This window comes from Arthrobacter sp. TE26545 (assembly GCF_056279005.1).
In genome coordinates, this window is record NZ_JBWBQM010000001.1 from 4,010,565 (window position 1) to 4,027,068 (window position 16,504).

Below are 16,504 nucleotides of genomic sequence, written 5' to 3' on the forward strand. Positions count from 1 at the left end.
CAGCATCGAGCGGCAAGAGTCCGTGCCCTCGCTCGTCCACGAGGTGACCCCGGACGCCGAGCTGCTCGACACCGCGGCCGGAACGCTGCGGATGCTCGCCGAACCCACCCGGCTTCACCTACTCTGGCAACTGAGCTCGGGGCCCAAGTCGGTCACCGAACTCACGGAACTGGCCGAGGTACCACGCACCGTGGTCAGCCAGCACCTAGCGAAGCTCCGGCTCAGCGGCCTGGTGGACACCCGCAAGGACGGCCGGCACGTCATCTACTCCCTGCACGACGGCCACCTGGTCCGGCTCATCCGCGAAACCCTGAACCACGCCGACCACCAGCTCACCGGCGAACCGTTGCACGACTGAGGCGGCCGGCTTGCCGGCCTGGGCCCCGTCAGTACCGGCTCGGGAGCGGCGTCCTCATGATGTGCGGCAGCTGCGAAATGATGCTCACAATGAAGATGAAGTAGGCAATGAAGAACAGGCACCCGGCGATGAAGAGCCCGATCCCCACCCAGCCCAGGACCTTTCCGTCCTGCGCCGGAACCCCATAGGCTTCGGCTTTCTTGGACTGCATGATCGCCAGCGGGCCGAAGACCACGCCGAGCGACACGATCCCCAGCACTCCGAACACGGCGGCCAGCCGGGCGTGCTTCATGCCCTCGAGGTACCAGCGCAGTTGGCCTTGGGTGACTGGAGCTTGGTCCGCTTGCGGGTACCCGGGCTGGAGATCCGGCGGTGGTGTGGACATGCGTTCCCCCTCGATGCTTGTTCCCGATGCGTGGCCTTCCCGGGAAGGTTCCGCGTGACAGCCTGAGGATATGTCCTGGCCGCAAGCAGGGACTACCCCGCCGCGGTCAGGAATTCCTTCAGCAGCGGTCCGCTGGTAGTGGCGCCGAGGCCGCCGTCCTCGACGAACACCGCCACTGCGAGGTCGCCGTGCACCGCCACGATCCAGGCGTGGGTTTTGGGCGGGTTCTCCTTGCCGAACTCGGCGGTGCCGGTCTTGGCACCCACCGGCGCGCCCGGGACCTGCGCCAGGAAGCCGGCGTGGCCGGAGGTGACCACGGCCCGCATCATGTCGCTGAGGGCGGCCGCTTCGGCCTTCGTCAGCGGTTTCGCGATCGCCGGGGCGGTAGCCGAGGCAGAAGAAGGAGCGGACGACGGCGGCGAGGCGCCCGCCGCGGGCGTGGCACCGCCGTCGGGCGAACCGCCGTCGGGGTTAAGGACCAGCTGTGGCGAGACGGGAGCGCCGTGGCCCACGGATGCAGCCATCACGGCCGCGGCGAGCGGCGAGAGCAGCACCTTGCCCTGGCCGATCATGGAGGCGGCGTGCTCGGTGCCTTCGGCGCTGCCTGGGACGGAGCCGAGGAAGGCGTCGGCGCCCAGTTTAGGTGCTTCCACGGCCACGCCAAGGGAGGTGGCAGCGGATTCGAGCTGCTGCTGGCTGACCTTGTCCCGGGCGGAGATGAAGGCCGTATTGCAGGAGTGCGCGAAGGCTTCACGGAGCGGGACCGAGCCCAGGGAAGACGCCGGATAGCCCTCGGCGTTCTTGAAGGTGCGGCCGTCAACGGTGAGTGTGGGCGTGCACTCGACCTTGGAATCGGGAGTCATGCCGTCGCGGAACATCGCCAGGGAATCAACGATCTTGAACGTGGAACCGGGGGCGTACTGGCCCAGCATGGCGGTGTTGTAGCCGTTGCTGCCGGGACCGGACGCGGCGGCAAGCACGGCCCCGGTGGAGGGCCGGATCGCCACAATGGCCGACGCCGGGCCGATGTCCGCCAGGGTGGTTTCGGCGAGCTGCTGCAGCCTGAGGTCCAGCGTGGTCTTCAAGGAGGTGCCGTCCGAGGCCGGGACTTCGAACAGGGTGCGTGGTTCTCCGCTTGCGCCATCGGCCGGGGCCTCCTGCCCGGACGCGGGCACGGCCGCCACCACCAGTCCGTCCTTTCCGCGCAGCAGGGAGTCGTACTTTTCCTGCAGGCCGCCGGTGCCGACGATGTCCCCGGCTTTGAGGGCGCCCTTGGACTTTTCGATCTGCTCGGCGCTGGCCTGGCCTACCGAACCCAGGACGGGGCGGGCGAAGGTGCGGGTGGGCGCAAGCGGCATGGTGCCCGGCAGGGCGACCGCGCCCGGGATTGCCTTCAGCTTCGCCTCGGTGATTTCCGGGGTGAAGCCGCGCAGCACGATCGCTTCCACGAAGGCCTGCGCACCGGCGCCCGCGGTCTGCTTGGCGTACTCCCCGGCGTCCAGGCCAACGAGTCCGGCCAACGCCCGGGCGGAGGAGTCCACCTTGGCCGCGTCCACCTTGGTCTTGTCCAGGCCCACGCGGATCACCTTGCGGTCCTGCACAATCGGGGTGTCTCCGGCGCCGAGGATCCCACCCCGCTTGGCGCCGACGGTGGTCACGTCCAGCACTTCGCCGTCCTTGAGTTCCGGGGCGAGCAAGGCCGGGTTCCACTGCACGGACCATTTGTCCCCGGATTTCTTCAGCTCGGCCTGGGAGCTGTACTTCCATTCGGCCGAACCCAGCTTCCAGCTGTAGTCCAGAGGCACGGTGGCCTTGCTCCCGTCGAGCTTCACCTCGCCGGCCTGCACGGCCGGTTTGATGTCGCCGAGGTCCGCGAACACGGCCTTGAGCTGCTCATTCGCCGCCGCCGTTTCCGTGCCGTCGAGGGCCACGGGTCCGAGGTCGAGCGCCGCCAGCGAGGACGCGAGCTGCTTGGCAGCGCCCTCCGCCCCGGCACGGCCGTCGTCGCACGCCGCCAGCGATCCGGCGAGCATCAGGGCCGCAAGTCCAGTTACCAGAATCTTCGTTGTTTTCCCCACCCGCGCCATTATGCCGTGTCCCCGAGGGACATCTAGGCGGGCGTCCCTTTAGCGGCCGACGGCGGCCGGTCACCTTCCAAGCGAAAGGTGACCGGCCGCCGTCGTACGTCAAGAGCAGCTGAACTTCGCGTCGCCCCACACGCCGTGGGCCCCGTTGATCGACCCGGATGGCTCGACCACCAGCTCCACGTATGCCGCACCTGTCAGGTCCACGTTGACCGATTCCGGGGCGAAGCCCGGCGTGTAGGTGCGGGACTGATACTTGTTCACCCCGTCGGCGTTGACCTTGAAAATGATGTTGCCGCCGAAGCCGCTCTCCAGCCCCACCTGCGAGGTGAAGGAGGAGCACTTGCCGCCCAGGTAGTAGGTGATCCGGGACAACGCGTGCACGCCCAGGCCCTTGCTGTAGCTGGGCTGCTGACCAGTGGCGGGGTCGGTGTAGTTGATGGCCAGGGGCTTGTCCGGGGACGTTGCCGAATCCTTGTTGGCCACATTGATGCCGATCACGCCATACCCATTGACAGCGTCCACCCAGGGGGTTTCCGAGGCGTAGACGGTGCCGTGCGGGGCCTCGGGCAGGGGCTGGGTGGTGACCTTCCAGTCGAAGAACTTCACCCGCGTATCGGTGGGCAGGGTGACGGAGGCCAGTTCCTTGGTGGGGTTGAGGCGCACCGTGTTGGAGAAGGCCTGATACTTGTACTGCGTGTATTCCGGGGACGGCCCGTTGGCGTTGTTGCGGCCCATCTCGGAGACCGCCACCACTGCCCCGTTCAGCACGCTGGGCTGGAGCCAGTTGGGGAAGAAGATGGATTGCTTCTCACTCGTTCCGTCCGTGTACGTCAGCGTCAGCACGGGACTGGTGCCGCCGCCCACCGCCGCCGATCCCAGCACGGCCAGGTGCGTTCCCTTGCCGCCCACGGCGATAGTCTGCCCGGAGAGCGCCACCGCGTTAGGGACATCCGGTCCGGCCGCAGGCCAGGTGTAGTCCACCTGTTTGGGCGTTCCGGCATTCACGGTCACCGTGCTGCCCGGCCGGACCCCTCCCGCCGGGATGGGCGCGGTAGCGAGCTGTTCGGCCGCGAAGGTGGCCCCGCCGCCGTCGAAGTTGCCCAGGGCCTTGTTTGCCACCGTGGTGACGGAAATGTTGTTGTACGCCGCGGCGAGGGAGCCGTAGGCGACATAGATCTGGTTCGCACCGGCGACCGTCTGCGCGGTGCCGTCCACAGCCGTGTACGACGCCGAGAATCTGACGGTCTGCGGGCCCGCCTTTGCGCTGGTGCCGGGTGAGATCACGAATGTCGCCGTCGCCGTCCCGCCGCCGGGAACCGTTGCTGCGGTGTCCCCGGCGGCGCTCTTGACCGTCCAGCCTTCGGGCAGCGACGGGGTGGTCTTGACGTTGGACTTGGCCGACTTTCCGGTGTTGACGAATTCGGCGGTCACCGTGGTGTCCTGGTCCTGGAAGACCTGCTGGCCGGTGGTGACGCGGACTTCGGCGGCGCTGGCTTCCTGGCTTGCGCCGCCCAGCGGTCCGGCCTGCTTCAGGAGCACGCTGGCGGACTTGTCCGAGGCGATCACGCCTGCCTTGACGTAGATGGTGCCGTTGTTGGCTGCATCGAAGTACCAGCCGGTGCTTGCGGCGTCGAAGGCTTCCTTTCCGGCGAGCCTGCCAAGGATCTTTGTGCCGATCCGGACCTCGGCCGGGGCGGCGCCGGCGTGCACTTTGAGCTGGTACGGCCGGGCCGCGGCCTTGCCCGTGTAGTCGCCTTCGCGCGGGTTGATCGTCACGGACACCGTTCCCGGGCCGTAGTCCGGGGCCTCGACGTCGAAGCGCTGGCGGGAGGCCTTGCCGTCCTTGTAGTTGCGGGTGACCTTGTCATCCTCGTACAGGGTGAAGCTGCCCTTTCCCTTGGCGTAGACGTCCAGGGTGATGGGCGAGTCCTCGGGAACCAGCGAGGCGTTGCGGGCCACGATGCCCTGCGGCACCACGGCGCCGGCCCGGACGAAGACGGGGAGCCTGTCCAGCGGGGCGTTGTAGCCGTTGAGGATCTGTCCGCCCTGGTAGAGCTTGCCGGTCCAGTAATCCACCCATTGCTGGCCGGCGGGCAGGAAGATGCCGTTGCGGACGTCCGTCTGGGTGAAAACAGGGGCCACCAGGAAGTCCTTGCCGAGCATGAACTGCTTGTTGGCCTCGTCCCCGTAGGACCACTGCTGATCCGGGAACTCCAGGGCCATGGAGCGCATCATGGACACGCCCGTGGTCGAGGATTCCTGGGCCAGGGTGTAGATGAAGGGCATGAGCTGCTGGCGGAGCTGCAGGTACTTGCGGTTGATGGCGGTGGCCTCGTCGCCGTAAAGCCAGGGCCGCTTGTCCTTGGCTGCCCAGCCGGACATCGAATACAGCGCGGGCGCGAAGGCCTTCCACTGCAGATCGCGGACGTAGGACTCGGGGGAACCGCCGAAGATGCCGTCGACGTCGCCCGTGGTGAACGCCAGGCCCGAGTTGCCGGCGCCGGTGAGGGCCGGGACCTGCCAGCGGACGGCGTCGAGGTTTCCGGAGTGGTCACCGGTCCACTGCATGCCGCAGCGCTGGGCGCCCGCCCAGCCTTCCACCATGAGCGCGGTTCCGCGGGCGTCGGAGTACTGCTCGATGCCGTCGTGCGCGGCCTCGCAGCCGGTGAGTGCCTGGCGGTAGCCCTGGCCCACCCAGGCGACGTCGAGCTTGCGCAGCCGCACTCCGGCTTCGCCCACTTCGTAGGCCTGGTTGGTCAGGGAGCGCTGCGTCCAGAGGCCCACCTTGAGATCGGTTTCCTGCTCGATGTTGGCCACGGTTTCCGGCAGTTGCTGGTACTCGCAGCCGTAGCCGTCGTTGACCAGCATCCAGCCGGCGGGCATGTCGTTCTCCACGAACTTGCGCGCGGTCTTGATGGCGTCAGGGGTTCGCTGTTTGGCGCCGTCCGGATCGCCGAAGCCCGAGGACGAGTAGCCCGGGTTGGAGCGGTTGTAGCAGTCGGCGTCCCCGTATTCCAGGGCGTAGACCGGCGGCAGCATGGGTTTGCCCGTGAGCGTGGTGTAGGCGCCCAGGGACTGCTTGTAGTCGCCCACGAAGTAGTAGGCGTCGAATCGCTTTTCCTCGTGGGTGATGCTCGGCTGGCTGCCGAAGTCGTAGGAGCCGCGGGCGAAGGTGTTGCGCAGTACCCCGTAGCCCTTGGAGGACATGTAGTACGGCACGGCGTTGGGGTAGCCGTCGTCGTCCCAGTCGAAGTTCCGGGCGATGTTGATCAAGGCGCCGGTGTGCACGGAGCGGCCGTTCTGCATGCCGCCGCCGATGAACTGCTCGCCCTGCTGGGGCTGCAGGTGCTGGGTGGCCGACTTGGCGCCGAAGGTGATCGGCGCGGATTCGGCGAAGACCAGGGAACCATCCGCGCGGCTGACCCGCAACTGGGTGGTGGCCTTGTTGATTTCCAGTGTGACCTTGGCGGTCTTGATGGTGAGCAAGTCGCCGTCTTCGACAGTCACCGCCGTGCCGGCGAACTTGTCCTTGCCGACCACGATGTTCGCGGTGCGGGCGGGATCGCCCTGGTCCGTATTCGCGGGGTCGGTGAAGCTTCCGGAGGGATCGGCCTCGAGGCGGAAGTTGACCTCGTCCAGGAAGGTCACGCGGAGGGCGCCGGCTTCCGCGGAAAGGTCAACCACATTGTTGTCCTGCGTGAATCCGGTGATCCTGCCCAGGGGAACGCCTGCGGCGTCCACCGGGACCTCGGGGGTGACGGTCTTGATGGCGGCCGGGTCTCCGGGGGCGGCAGCCGCGGCCCCCGCGAAGCTGAGCGCCGGAATGCCCGACGCCGCCAAGAGGGACGCGAGGGCAAGCGCGGTGGTCTTTTTCCTGAGGCAGCCCAGGGTTCGGTGGGAGGTGTTGGCCCGGGTGCCGGGCCGGGCGTGTCTGGGCAGGGCTTTTCCGGGCAGGCCTGATGAGGGTAGCGACATGGGACTCACTTTCGAGGATGACTTTTTATGATCTAACTCACAGTGAAACGTTCACTAATAGTCATGGCGAAAGGAGGTCAGGTCAAGCGTTTCACCAAAATTTGACATATTGCAGGCAGAGGAAGGCGCGGGAGGAAGCACGCAGTGTCGCGGCAGAAGGCTTTGGATTCCCGGAGGTCGGTTCTCCGAGTAACCCCGCATGATCAGGCGTCGCGGATGATCCGCTTTTGCCTGGCAACGGCGATCGCGGCCGTGCGGTTGTCCACGCCGAGCTTGGCGTAAATGTGCACCAGATGGGTCTTCACAGTGGCCTCGGAAATGAAGAGCTGCCGCGCGATGGCCCGGTTGCCCAGCCCCGTGGCCAGGAGCTCAAGGATCTGCAGCTCGCGGGGGCTCAGGGCCGTCTCCGGATTCCTGATGTGCCCCATCAACCGGGCCGCCACCCCGGGCGCCAGGGCGGTCTGGCCGGCCGCGGCGGACAGCACGGCCTGGCGGATCTGCTCGGGCGGGGCGTCCTTGAGCATGTACCCCGCGGCGCCGGCTTCGACGGCGGCCAGGATGTCGGCGTCGGTGTCGTACGTGGTGAGGATCAGCACGGGCGGCGGGGGAGTTCCGGCGTCGCCGGCTTTGATCCGGCCGGTCGCGGTGGCACCGTCCATCCCGCCGCCCATCTGCAGGTCCATCAGGACCAGGTCCACCGGTTCGCCGAGCGCATTCAGGCGCGAGAGCTCGGCCAGCGCGGCACCGCCGTCGGCTGCTTCCGACACCACGGTGACCCCTTCGAAATCGGCCAGCATGGCGCGGAGCCCGGCACGGACCACGGGGTGGTCGTCCACGAGCAGGACGCGGATGTCAGGCACCGGAGGCACTCCCTTCCGACAAACCGTCCCTTTCCGGCAGCGGCAGCCGGATGGCCACCACGGTTCCTTCGCCCGGCGCGGATTCGACATCCAGGGAGCCGCCCAGGGCGGACAGCCGCTCGCGCAGGCTGCTGAGCCCCACACCGCTGCCGTCTCCCCGCGCGGCAGCTGCCGGCAGCACGATGGCGGGGTCGAACCCCACGCCGTCGTCGTAGATGTCCATGGTCACCTCGGCATCCAGGAAGGACAGCGTGACGACGGCGGTCCGCGCCTTGGCATGCGCCCAGACGTTCGCAAGGGAAGACTGCGCCGCACGGAGGACCGTGGCCTGGTAGGCGTTGGGCAGCTCGACCGCCGTGCCGTCGAGTTCGAAGCGGCAACGCAATGACGTGCCCCGGGCCGCGGCCTCGCTTTCGGTCTTCACGCACAGCCGCCGCAAGGTATCCACCAGGGTCGACCGCTCAAGGGCGGGAGGACGGAGTCCGCGGACGAAGCTGCGGGCCTCATCGAGGTTGGCGGCGGCGGTCTCCTGCACGGTCTGCAGGCGGCTGCGCACTGTCTCCTGGTCCCCGGCGTCGAGCGCCTTCGCCGCCGAACGGCCCATGAGGACGATGCTGGAGAAACCCTGGGCCAGGGTGTCGTGGATTTCGCGGGCAAGCCGTTCACGCTCGGCCAGGACGCCGGCGTCGTGCTGGCTCCTGGCCAGTTCGGCGCGGGTGCGGCGCAGTTCCTCGGCCGCGCGCCGCTGGTTCTCGGCTTCCGCGTAGAGCGCCCGGTAGGCGAGCCCGGTGACGACGGCGAAGGCCGCACCGAACACGGGTCCCAGGACCATCGCGAGCTGCATGCCGCCGTCGCCGGCACCGCTTCCGGCACTGCGGCTGTGGAACCAAAGCGCACCCACCAGCAGCGCCGTGCTGGCGCCGATGGCGGGCAGGGCCCAGCGCAAGGGAAGCAGGTGCAGCTGCAGGAAGAAGAGGGGAAATGCCACCCAGGCGAAGTCGGAACTGACCGTCAGCAGGAGCAGCCAGAGCAGGGTCACGGCGACCAGCCAGCGGAGGGCAAAGGGGTTCGGGTCAAAGCGGGCGGGGTCGGCTGCATGGTGCTTCTCCAGGAGGGTGCCCGCCAGGTACACGGCCGCGAGCAACAATGAAAGCACCAGGCCCGCACCCAACGCCACGGGCGAGGCCGGGCCGATCACCAGCCGGACCACCGCCACAAGCAGCAACACGGCGAAGCCCACGTGCAGGCTCACCCGGAGGACGCGCAGGATCAGCGCCGTGCCGCCTTGGTTCTGCCCTTCGCCTTGCGGGCCCCGGGGCTCCTGCCGTTCCTCCATGCCTTCAAGACTAGCCACCGGCACCGACAGGAAAGCGCCGATTCCCGCGACGGAGCGGCCGAATCAACCGATCGGTTGATCCGCGGCTCAACCCCATGGTTCCCCCGGATCAACCCCGTGCGCGATGTCCCCGGCCCCCGCCGCGGACAGAGTGGAAACAGAAGCAAAACCGCCCCCAGGCTGCACGGCTCCGGGGCACGAACGAAGGATTCCGATGTTCCTCGCGCTCCGCGATCTCCGCTTTGCCAAGGGCCGCTTTGCCCTCATGGGCAGCGTGGTTGCCCTGATCACCCTCCTGTTGGTCATGCTGTCCGGCCTGACCGCCGGCCTCGGCAACCAGTCGACGTCTGCCATCGCCGCGCTGCCTGCGGACCGTATCGTCTTCGGCGCCCCGCCCGGCGGTGAGGCCAAGGCCTCCTACACGGAATCCGAAGTCACCCCGGAGCAGTTGAACAGCTGGCGTGCCCAGCCGGGCGTTGCCTCCGCCGGGGCGCTCGGCATCGGCCAGAGCCGGTTCCAGTCGCTCGGCGACGACGGCGCGGCCCGCGGCACCGCGAACGTGGCGGTGTTCGGCACGGACGGGACAGTACCTGCACCAGCCGCTGCGGGGCTCACGGACGACACCGTGGTCATCGGCGAAACCCTGGCCAAGGACTTGGACCTCGCCGAGGGCACCCGGGTATCCGTCGCGGGCAACAAGCTGACTGTCTCCGCCATCGTTCCGGACCAGTGGTACTCGCACACCGGCGTCGTCTGGACCACCCTGGGGACATGGCGCCAGATCGCGCACGCCGGCCCCGGTGAGGCCACCGCCCTGGGGGTGACGTTCGACGCCGGAGCCCCCGTGGACACCGACGCCGCCGATGCGGCGGCCGGGACGGTCAGCGCCACCCCTACGGGATCCTTCCAGGCGCTCGGTTCCTACAAGAGCGAAAACGGCTCACTTATGCTCATGCAGGCATTCCTTTACGGCATCTCCGCCCTGGTCATCGTGGCGTTCCTGACGGTTTGGACCGTGCAGCGCACCCGCGACATCGCCGTTCTCAGGGCCCTCGGCGGTTCCCCCGGATACGTGCTGCGCGACGCCTTGGTGCAGGCCGGAGTCGTGTTGCTGGCCGGCGCGGCGGCAGGCGGCATCGCCGGTGCGATCGGCGGCTTCTTCGCGGCCCAGGCGGCGCCTTTCCTCATCACGCCGCTGACCAGCCTCCTGCCGGTTGCGGGCGTGGTGGTGCTGGGCCTGGCAGGCGCCGTTCTCGCCGTCCGCGGCGTCACCAAGGTGGATCCTCTGCTCGCACTTGGCGGCAACTAAACCGCTGACCGAACCGGCAACTCAGCCCGCAACCGCAACCCGCAAATCAGCCCGCCCATCAGCCCGCCCAAGCAAACATTCCCCGAAAGGCATATACCGTGGCCACCCCGCTCACCCTCGTCAACGTCACCCTCGACTACCCGGACGGCAGCTCCGCCATCAAGGCCCTGGATTCCGTCAACCTCTCGGCCAACGCCGGCGAATTCCTCTCCCTCGTTGGCCCCTCCGGATCAGGCAAATCATCGCTCCTCGCGGTGGCGGCAACCCTCGTCACACCCACCTCCGGGCTGGTGCTGATCGACGGGCAGGACGCCACCGCGCTCGGGGCGGGGGAACGCACCGCCCTGCGCCGCGAAACAGTGGGCATCATCTTCCAGCAGCCCAACCTCCTGTCCTCGCTGACCGCCGTCGAACAGCTCGTCATCGGCGAGCACCTGCGGGGCAAACCGCTGCGCGGGGCACGCCGGCGGGCGGCGGAACTGCTCGACGTCGTCGGGCTAGCGGACGGGCTCAACAAGCGGCCACACCAGCTCTCAGGCGGTCAGCGCCAGCGGGTCAACATCGCCCGGGCGCTGATGGGAAGCCCGCGGGTGCTGCTGGTGGATGAGCCGACGGCGGCGCTGGACATGGAGCGGAGCGAGGCGATCGTGCGTCTGCTGCGGCGGGTCACCGATGAGTTCTCGACCGCAACCCTCATGGTCACGCACGACACCGAGTTCCTGCCGCTCACGGACTCCGTGCTCACCATGCGGGACGGGCGGCTTGGGGCAGCCGTAAGCACTGCCGCCTGACTCAGCGTTACTGGGACAGCAGCGCCTCATCCTGCGCCTCGTCATAGGCGTCCCGCGCGGCCAGGATGGCGGGCACGTTGCCTTCTGCCCATTTCCGCAGCTGCGCCAGGGGTTCCAGGAGGGAGTGGCCAAGCTCCGTCAACTCGTAGTCCACGCGCGGGGGTACCTGCGCGTGGATGGTGCGGGTGACCAGGCCGTCGCGTTCGAGGGAGCGCAAGGTCTGCGTGAGGACTTTCGGCGTGACGACGCTGACCATCTTGCGCAGATCGGAAAAGCGCACCGGGCCGCCCTCGAGCACCTGGACCACCAGCGATGCCCACTTGTCGCCGATCCGCTGGAAGATCACCCGAGAGGGGCAGTTGGGGTCCAGCACGTTGGCGGGGAGGCTGCTGTTGTCTCTCGCAATGGTATCCACTGGGTAACTCAGTTCCTTTGAAGCTATCAGTATCAAATAGATACCGTCTTTCCATTGCAAGATTAGCAACCCCGAGGAGAGACATGAAAATCGCAGTATTCGGCGCCACCGGCATGGTCGGCAGCCAGATCGTCAACGAATCCCTCAGCCGCGGCCACGAGGTCACCGCCATCTCGCGCAAGGGCGTGGATGTGGAAGGCACCCGCTCCCTCGCGGCCGATCAGGCAGACCCCCAGGCTTTCGCCGCCGTTGCGAAGGAACACGACGTCGTCGTGCTGGCTACGGGCCCCAGCCGCACCGGCGGCGACCACGGAGAATGGCTGGACGCCATGGCCACCGCGTACAGCAACACTGAAGGCACCCGCTTGATGATCGTCGGCGGAGCCGGCACGCTGGAGATCGACGGGGTGCGCCTGCTCGATTCCCCCGGATTCCCCGAGGCCTACCGGGCAGAAGCCACTACTGCGGCCAAGGCACTCGAGCTGGTCAGGCAGACCCCGGACAACGTGGACTGGACCGTCCTCGCCCCGGCTCCCGTAATCCAGCCCGGTGAACGCACCGGCCAGTACTCCACCGCCAAGGATTCCCCTGCGGGCAACAGCATCTCCTCGCAGGACTACGCGGTGGCAATGTTGGATGAGATCGAGACTCCGGCGCACCGCCGGGCGCGTTTCACGGCGGCCAACTAGCTCACATCGCCGCGGTCCCGGGGAACTTTCCGGGCCGCGGCTTCGTGATTTACGTGAACATTCAAGTACATCGAGAGGACGACCCATGGCCGGAAAGAAACGACCCTGGATCCTGGTTGCCGTAGCCGCCGTCGCGGCCCTTGCCGCACTCGCGGCTATCTTCGGTCCGCAACTCTACGCACAGTCCCAGGGCCCGGCACCGGCGCCGCTCTCCGTGGCAAGCTCCTCCTCCACAGCTTCCAGCCCCGCCGCGGCCAACTCCACCGATACCGGCACATGGACCGTCGCCTCCGCTTCCCAGGCCGGCTACCGGATCAAAGAGGTCCTCAACGGCGCCGACGTCACCGTCGTCGGCCGGAGCGAAAAGGTCAGCGGTTCCGCCACCGTTTCCGGCACCCAACTGACGAAGGCGAAGATCGACGTCGACGTCGCCAGCATCGCCACTGACAGCGGCAACCGCGACGACTACTTCCGCGGGACCGTCATGAAGGCCGATGCCTTCCCGACGGCGTCCTTCACCCTCTCCGCACCCGTCACCATTCCACCGCTCAGCTCAGCCCCCGCAACCGTCGAGGCGAAGGGAACCCTGGAACTGGCAGGGGAGAAGCGCGACGTCACGGCAAAGCTGCAGGTGGTCCGCGACGGGGCAAAGGTTTCGGTCTCCGGGACCATCGACCTCGTCCTGGCGGACTTCGGCATCACGGCGCCGGACCTCGGCTTCGTCAAGGTGGAGAACACCGGAAGCGTCGAGTTCCTGGTGCACTTGGAGAAGGCCTAGGGTCCCAGCTCCGGCAGCGGCAGCCCGAAGACGTCCTTCAGGGCGTGCCGGGCTGCGTGGTACCCGGGCATGCCGGTGACGCCTGGTCCTGGCGGGGTCGAGGAGGAACAGAGGTACACCCCGGGCAGCGGCGTGCGCCACGGATTGGTGGACAGCACCGGGCGGCGCAGCAGTCCGCGAACGTCCATCAGGCCGGCCCCGAAATCGCCGCCCACATAGTTCGGGTTGTACGCGGCGAGCCCGGCCGCCGTCGTCGTCTTCCAGCCGACCACCACGTCCCGGAAGCCGGGCGCGAAGGTTTCGATCCGCTCCATCACGGCAGTGGACATGTCCACCGTGGAGTTCCTGGGCACATGGCAGTACGTCCACAGGATGTGCCGTCCGGCAGGAGCGCGGCCCGGGTCCACCACGGAGGGCTGGGCCACGAGGACATACGGCTTCGCGGGGTGGCGTCCGTCGGCCACTTCATTCTCCGCGTCCGCCATCTCCGCGCGCGTCCCGCCCACGTGGACGGTTCCGGCGTCGCGCAGTTCGCTGGCCGCCCACGGCACGGGGCCGGCGAGGATGAAGTCCACCTTGCAGGCTGCATTTCCGAAGCGGAATGTTTCCAAGGCGCGCCGGTAGCGTCCGCCCGACGACCCGCCCAGTGCCGCGCCCGCGATGCCGAGCAGCTCCGGCGGCGCCACATCCAGCAGCACAGCGCGGGCGGGCCGGAGTTCCTCAAGGGAGCGAACCCGCACACCCCGCTCGAACACACCGTCATGGGCCTCGATATCGCGCACCATGGCGTCCACGATCGCCCCGGAACCACCCACGGGCACCGGCCAGCCGCCTACGTGGGCCAGGGTGCTGAGCATGAGCCCTGCGCCGGCCGGGACCAGGGAGGGCAAACGGCCAATAGCATGGGCCGCCACTCCGGTCAGCAGTGCCGGTGCGGCGTCCCCGGCGAAGCGCCGGTTCCACCAGGGCCCGCCCTGGGACAGCGTGGCCAGGCCCAGGCGCAGCGCGGCCACGGGCTCCGCGGGAATCCGCAGCAGCTGGTTCTGGGACACGTCCAGCATGCCCTCCACCTGCTCCACCAGGGGCCGCATCAGCCTGCCGAACGCGGGGCCATCCACACCGAGTCCGTCCATGGTCTGCTCCAGAGAGCGGTAGGCGAGGGCTGCCCGGCCGCCGTCGAGCGGTGTGCCGTACTGGACCTTGGGCAGCCGCAGTTCCACGCGCTGCTCCAGCCCGAAGTCGCGGAAGAAGCGCGAAGCCAGCGCCATCGGATGCACGGCCGAGCACACGTCGTACACGTGCCCGGGCTCCAGCAGTTCCGCCGTCCGGGCACCGCCACCCAGCGCGTCCGCCGCCTCGTAGACCCGGACGGCCAGGCCCGCGCGTGCCATCACCACAGCAGCGGCGAGGCCGTTCGGTCCGGAGCCGACGACGGCGACGTCAGCCATCGCGCCCGGCGTCGGCCATGGCGCGCCGCCACGGGAGCACCGATGCGCTCGGGCGCGCAAGGTCCAGCCGGAGCCAGTCCCGGGCGCGGTCGAAGGCGCCACCATGCGGATCGTCAATGCGTTTGGTGCGGAGCGGGTCCTGCCGCGGGTCCCAGATGTCCCAGGCGATCCGGACCATCAAATATGCCGTTGCGGCCATATGCAGGAGCACAGCCAGGACGTAATAGGGCATGTCCAGGTTGTGCTGTGGCAGGCCACCGCTGGTGTACTGCCCCAGGAACATCCACACGGCGCCCCAGTGCAGTGCCTCGGCAGCCTGCCACAGCAGGAAGTCCCGCCAGCGGGGCCGGGCAAGTGCGAGCAGCGGCACCAGCCACAGCACGAACTGAGGGGAGTAGACCTTGTTGGTGAGGATGAACGCCGCAACAATGAGGAATGCGAGCTGCGCCAACCGGGGCCGCCGGGGGGATGCGAGTCCCAGCAGCGCGATGAGTGCGCATGCCGCCACGAACAGATACAGGGCAAGGGAGTTGATGGTGGCCGGCCCCATCTGCATCCACTGCAGTCGCTCGGCCACCAGGTTGTAGGCGAACCACAGCGAGCTGAAGCCAGCCGGCCGGTCCTGGGTGAACTCGAAGAAGTAGCGCCAGCCCGCCGGGTTCATGATCGCGATCGGCAGGTTGACCACCAGCCAGCTGGCCGCCGCGGCCCCTGCCGTCACAAAGAAGGTGCGGAACTTGCCGCTGCGGACGGCCAGCACGAGCACAGCGCCCAGGACGAGCACCGGGTAGAGCTTGGTGGCCGTTCCCAGGCCGATGAAGACCCCGGCCAGGGCCGGTCTCTTCCGAGCGAAGAAGTACATGCCCACCGCGAGCATGGCCACGGCCCACATGTCCCAGTTGATGAATCCTGAGAGGACGATTCCCGGCGCCAGTGCCACCATGGCCGCGTCCCATGGCCTGCGGCGGTTGATTCGCGCCGTCGCCAGGACCGTGACGATCCAGACCGCTACCACCAGGGTTGCGTTGAGGTCGAAGTAGCCGCGGATCCGTTCCAGGTCCAGCCCCGAGCCAGGAATGAGCAGTGCCGTGGCTCCGGCGATCAGTCCCATGATCACGGGGTATTCGAAGAGGCTCTCCCGGTCGAAGAACGGAATCACGCCTTCGCCCAGGCCGCGGCTGCGGAACAGTTCGGGGAAGTCCGAGTAGCAGGTGGCATAGAAGTGCGTGGGGGTTTCCCAGCCGTTGACCCGGCAGTAGCCCTTGATCAGGATCCCCAGCAAAGCGGCGAGGACCGTGAAGACGACCAGCACCCGTTCAACGGTGAAGAAACCGGGGGAGACCGCGCCCGGCGCACTGTGGCTTCCCAGGGGTCCGCCGGCCACCTCGGTGAACTTCGCCAGGAAGGAATCGCTGCGGCTGGGAATCACAAAGCGCGCACGCTTCTCTTTGCGGTGCGGCTTGGTCTCCTGCATGGCTTCGAGCATACCGCTAGGTACTTTCGAGTATTACCGCGTATCTACGGGCATCTACGCAGGGTACTTTCGAGCATCTTGGAGTATCAGCTCTTAAAAGGCGGAAGCCCACGCGTAGCCGCGTGGGCTTCCGAGGCGAACGGTCCGATGTGTGCCATCAGTCCCTCCTGATTGTTGACTGGCGGGTTCATGATGGGCATTTAGCGGATGACACCCAGCTGGTGCAGGACGACGTAGACGTCTTCGCGGCGCTGGTCCAGGAGTTGGCCGTTGAAGACCGTTTTGTCCTTGACTGCCGGCTTGGCGATGAAGACCTCTTTGAGGCGTGAGACCACGGTTCACCTCCTTTCTTTGGGCTCGAATTACCTGGAATCGGGCACGGCAATTAAGGCCCTTGAATTCAAAGAAAACGGCGGACCTTATAGGCAGGAATAATGCCAGGCAAATGCGGGTAATCAGCGGGATTGCGGATTCCGGAGGAATCCAAGGACCCCTGGGGAAATGGACAGACGTCCCCAACAAGAAGCTGGTTCCGAACTATGAGGACTCTGCTCACCACGGCGATCGCATGGTTCCGCTGGGGGAGTTCCGCATTCAGG

Annotated in this window: 14 protein-coding genes; 5 read left to right on the forward strand and 9 right to left on the reverse strand. The window is 67.7% G+C overall.

The window, feature by feature from the left end:
- Nucleotides 1-4: 4 nt before the first annotated feature.
- The gene (locus ACZ9CK_RS18355; RefSeq protein ID WP_476050930.1) at nucleotides 5-358 is read left to right on the forward strand and encodes an ArsR/SmtB family transcription factor; all 354 of its coding nucleotides are present in this window, start codon (nucleotides 5-7) and stop codon (nucleotides 356-358) included.
- Between the two features lie 28 nt (nucleotides 359-386).
- On the opposite strand, the gene ACZ9CK_RS18360 is transcribed toward ACZ9CK_RS18355, so the two are convergent.
- The 5 genes from ACZ9CK_RS18360 to ACZ9CK_RS18380 form a co-directional block, all read right to left on the reverse strand.
- Nucleotides 387-743 (reverse strand): hypothetical protein, encoded by a 357-nt coding sequence (locus tag ACZ9CK_RS18360; protein ID WP_476050713.1) that lies wholly within the window; start codon nucleotides 741-743, stop codon nucleotides 387-389.
- Between the two features lie 92 nt (nucleotides 744-835).
- Nucleotides 836-2,821 carry a penicillin-binding transpeptidase domain-containing protein gene (locus ACZ9CK_RS18365; protein ID WP_476050714.1) on the reverse strand — a complete coding sequence of 662 codons (1,986 nt, stop codon included), beginning with the start codon at nucleotides 2,819-2,821 and terminating at the stop codon, nucleotides 836-838.
- A 108-nt stretch (nucleotides 2,822-2,929) separates the two neighbouring features.
- On the reverse strand, nucleotides 2,930-6,805 hold the full coding sequence (locus tag ACZ9CK_RS18370) for an NPCBM/NEW2 domain-containing protein (protein ID WP_476050715.1): 3,876 nt from the start codon (nucleotides 6,803-6,805) through the stop codon (nucleotides 2,930-2,932).
- A 203-nt stretch (nucleotides 6,806-7,008) separates the two neighbouring features.
- Entirely contained in the window at nucleotides 7,009-7,665 is a 657-nt protein-coding gene (locus tag ACZ9CK_RS18375) for a response regulator (protein WP_476050716.1), read from the reverse strand.
- Nucleotides 7,658-9,001, reverse strand: coding sequence for a sensor histidine kinase (locus tag ACZ9CK_RS18380; RefSeq protein ID WP_476050717.1), 1,344 nt, complete (start codon nucleotides 8,999-9,001; stop codon nucleotides 7,658-7,660). The genes ACZ9CK_RS18375 and ACZ9CK_RS18380 overlap by 8 nt, the downstream gene beginning before the upstream one ends.
- Before the next feature lie 214 nt (nucleotides 9,002-9,215).
- Between ACZ9CK_RS18380 and ACZ9CK_RS18385 the strand changes: the two genes are divergently transcribed.
- A complete protein-coding gene (locus ACZ9CK_RS18385) occupies nucleotides 9,216-10,310 on the forward strand; it encodes an ABC transporter permease (RefSeq protein WP_476050718.1) in 1,095 nt (364 codons plus the stop codon).
- Nucleotides 10,311-10,408: 98 nt separating this feature from the next.
- On the forward strand, nucleotides 10,409-11,101 hold the full coding sequence (locus tag ACZ9CK_RS18390; protein WP_476050719.1) for an ABC transporter ATP-binding protein: 693 nt from the start codon (nucleotides 10,409-10,411) through the stop codon (nucleotides 11,099-11,101).
- A 7-nt stretch (nucleotides 11,102-11,108) separates the two neighbouring features.
- On the opposite strand, the gene ACZ9CK_RS18395 is transcribed toward ACZ9CK_RS18390, so the two are convergent.
- Nucleotides 11,109-11,516: a winged helix-turn-helix transcriptional regulator gene (locus tag ACZ9CK_RS18395; protein ID WP_426301102.1), complete on the reverse strand. Its 408-nt coding sequence runs from the start codon at nucleotides 11,514-11,516 to the stop codon at nucleotides 11,109-11,111.
- An 83-nt stretch (nucleotides 11,517-11,599) separates the two neighbouring features.
- Here ACZ9CK_RS18395 and ACZ9CK_RS18400 point away from each other — a divergent pair, with 83 nt between their 5' ends.
- Both ACZ9CK_RS18400 and ACZ9CK_RS18405 read left to right on the forward strand, forming a co-directional pair.
- Nucleotides 11,600-12,205 carry an NAD(P)-dependent oxidoreductase gene (locus tag ACZ9CK_RS18400; RefSeq protein ID WP_426301104.1) on the forward strand — a complete coding sequence of 202 codons (606 nt, stop codon included), beginning with the start codon at nucleotides 11,600-11,602 and terminating at the stop codon, nucleotides 12,203-12,205.
- Between the two features lie 85 nt (nucleotides 12,206-12,290).
- Nucleotides 12,291-12,983, forward strand: coding sequence for a YceI family protein (locus ACZ9CK_RS18405; protein WP_476050720.1), 693 nt, complete (start codon nucleotides 12,291-12,293; stop codon nucleotides 12,981-12,983).
- Here the strand turns inward: ACZ9CK_RS18405 and ACZ9CK_RS18410 are convergent.
- From ACZ9CK_RS18410 to ACZ9CK_RS18420, 3 genes are all read right to left on the reverse strand, one after another.
- Entirely contained in the window at nucleotides 12,980-14,431 is a 1,452-nt protein-coding gene (locus ACZ9CK_RS18410; protein WP_476050721.1) for a phytoene desaturase family protein, read from the reverse strand. The two genes, ACZ9CK_RS18405 and ACZ9CK_RS18410, sit on opposite strands and share 4 nt — an antisense overlap.
- Nucleotides 14,424-15,905: a glycosyltransferase family 87 protein gene (locus tag ACZ9CK_RS18415; RefSeq protein ID WP_476050722.1), complete on the reverse strand. Its 1,482-nt coding sequence runs from the start codon at nucleotides 15,903-15,905 to the stop codon at nucleotides 14,424-14,426. The genes ACZ9CK_RS18410 and ACZ9CK_RS18415 overlap by 8 nt, the downstream gene beginning before the upstream one ends.
- Nucleotides 15,906-16,105: 200 nt before the next feature.
- Complete coding sequence (locus ACZ9CK_RS18420; RefSeq protein ID WP_476050723.1) at nucleotides 16,106-16,240, reverse strand: hypothetical protein; 135 nt, start codon at nucleotides 16,238-16,240, stop codon at nucleotides 16,106-16,108.
- Between the last annotated feature and the right edge of the window lie 264 nt (nucleotides 16,241-16,504).

Excerpts from the sequence above, each read along its gene's own strand:
- ACZ9CK_RS18415 (WP_476050722.1), bottom strand. The coding sequence starts at position 15,905 with ATGCAGGAGACCAAGCCGCACCGCAAAGAGAAGCGTGCGCGCTTTGTG.
- ACZ9CK_RS18400 (WP_426301104.1), top strand. The coding sequence starts at position 11,600 with ATGAAAATCGCAGTATTCGGCGCCACCGGCATGGTCGGCAGCCAGATC.
- ACZ9CK_RS18380 (WP_476050717.1), bottom strand. The coding sequence starts at position 9,001 with ATGGAGGAACGGCAGGAGCCCCGGGGCCCGCAAGGCGAAGGGCAGAAC.
- ACZ9CK_RS18360 (WP_476050713.1), bottom strand. The coding sequence starts at position 743 with ATGTCCACACCACCGCCGGATCTCCAGCCCGGGTACCCGCAAGCGGAC.
- ACZ9CK_RS18385 (WP_476050718.1), top strand. The coding sequence starts at position 9,216 with ATGTTCCTCGCGCTCCGCGATCTCCGCTTTGCCAAGGGCCGCTTTGCC.
- ACZ9CK_RS18370 (WP_476050715.1), bottom strand. The coding sequence starts at position 6,805 with ATGTCGCTACCCTCATCAGGCCTGCCCGGAAAAGCCCTGCCCAGACAC.
- ACZ9CK_RS18410 (WP_476050721.1), bottom strand. The coding sequence starts at position 14,431 with ATGGCTGACGTCGCCGTCGTCGGCTCCGGACCGAACGGCCTCGCCGCT.
- ACZ9CK_RS18405 (WP_476050720.1), top strand. The coding sequence starts at position 12,291 with ATGGCCGGAAAGAAACGACCCTGGATCCTGGTTGCCGTAGCCGCCGTC.